The organism is Actinomyces sp. S6-Spd3 (assembly GCF_000758755.1).
In the GTDB taxonomy this organism is placed as follows: Bacteria; Actinomycetota; Actinomycetes; order Actinomycetales; family Actinomycetaceae; genus Pauljensenia.
This window is the reverse complement of sequence record NZ_JRMV01000001.1, coordinates 1-544: the sequence shown is the minus strand read 5'-3', so window position 1 is coordinate 544 and position 544 is coordinate 1. Positions and strand designations below refer to the sequence as shown.

Below are 544 nucleotides of genomic sequence, written 5' to 3'. Positions count from 1 at the left end.
GGCAAGTGCGTCTTCAACGCGGTGTTGGCCGTCGGCGTCGTAGGTAACGACGTATTTTGCGTCCGTGTTTTCAAGTACGTAGCTGAATCCGGTTTGCAGGGCAGCGCCTTGCCCGAGGTTAATGGGATGTGCGGCAACTGTGACGCCGGCCGCGAGAGCCTCTTCGATGGAGTTGTCACTGGAGCCGTCGTCAACGCAGATGATGTTCGGGAAGGTTTTGCGTACTTTAGTGAGTACTTCACGCACGACTTTTCCCTCGTTGTATAGGGGAACAACGAGCCATGTTTTGTCCGTCAGTTGCATGTGTGCCCTGTGATTCTTCAAATTTGCGTCTCTAATCACTAACCACTTTACAATCTTTAAGTGTAAAAACGCTGAATAGGCGCCGTTAATAACTGTGATTATGAGCGTAGAATAAGTTTGACTGTAACTGAACGGAGGACTTATGCCGAGAATAGTCGATAGTGCAGACGTTTCAGCTGAGGCGAAGATTGGTGAGGGAACTTCAATCTGGCATCTCGCGCAAGTTCGAGAAAATGCTGAG

Annotated in this window: 1 protein-coding gene and 1 pseudogene; one reads left to right on the top strand and one right to left on the bottom strand. The window is 49.6% G+C overall.

Annotation, left to right across the window (positions count from 1 at the left end; all coding sequences use genetic code 11):
- Positions 1–303: glycosyltransferase family 2 protein (locus HMPREF1627_RS00005; protein WP_034499608.1), on the bottom strand; the 303-nt coding region annotated here is incomplete at its 3' end.
- A 142-nt stretch (positions 304–445) separates the two neighbouring features.
- Between HMPREF1627_RS00005 and HMPREF1627_RS10585 the strand changes: the two are divergent.
- Positions 446–544: pseudogene (locus HMPREF1627_RS10585) on the top strand (N-acetyltransferase); the annotation flags it as partial.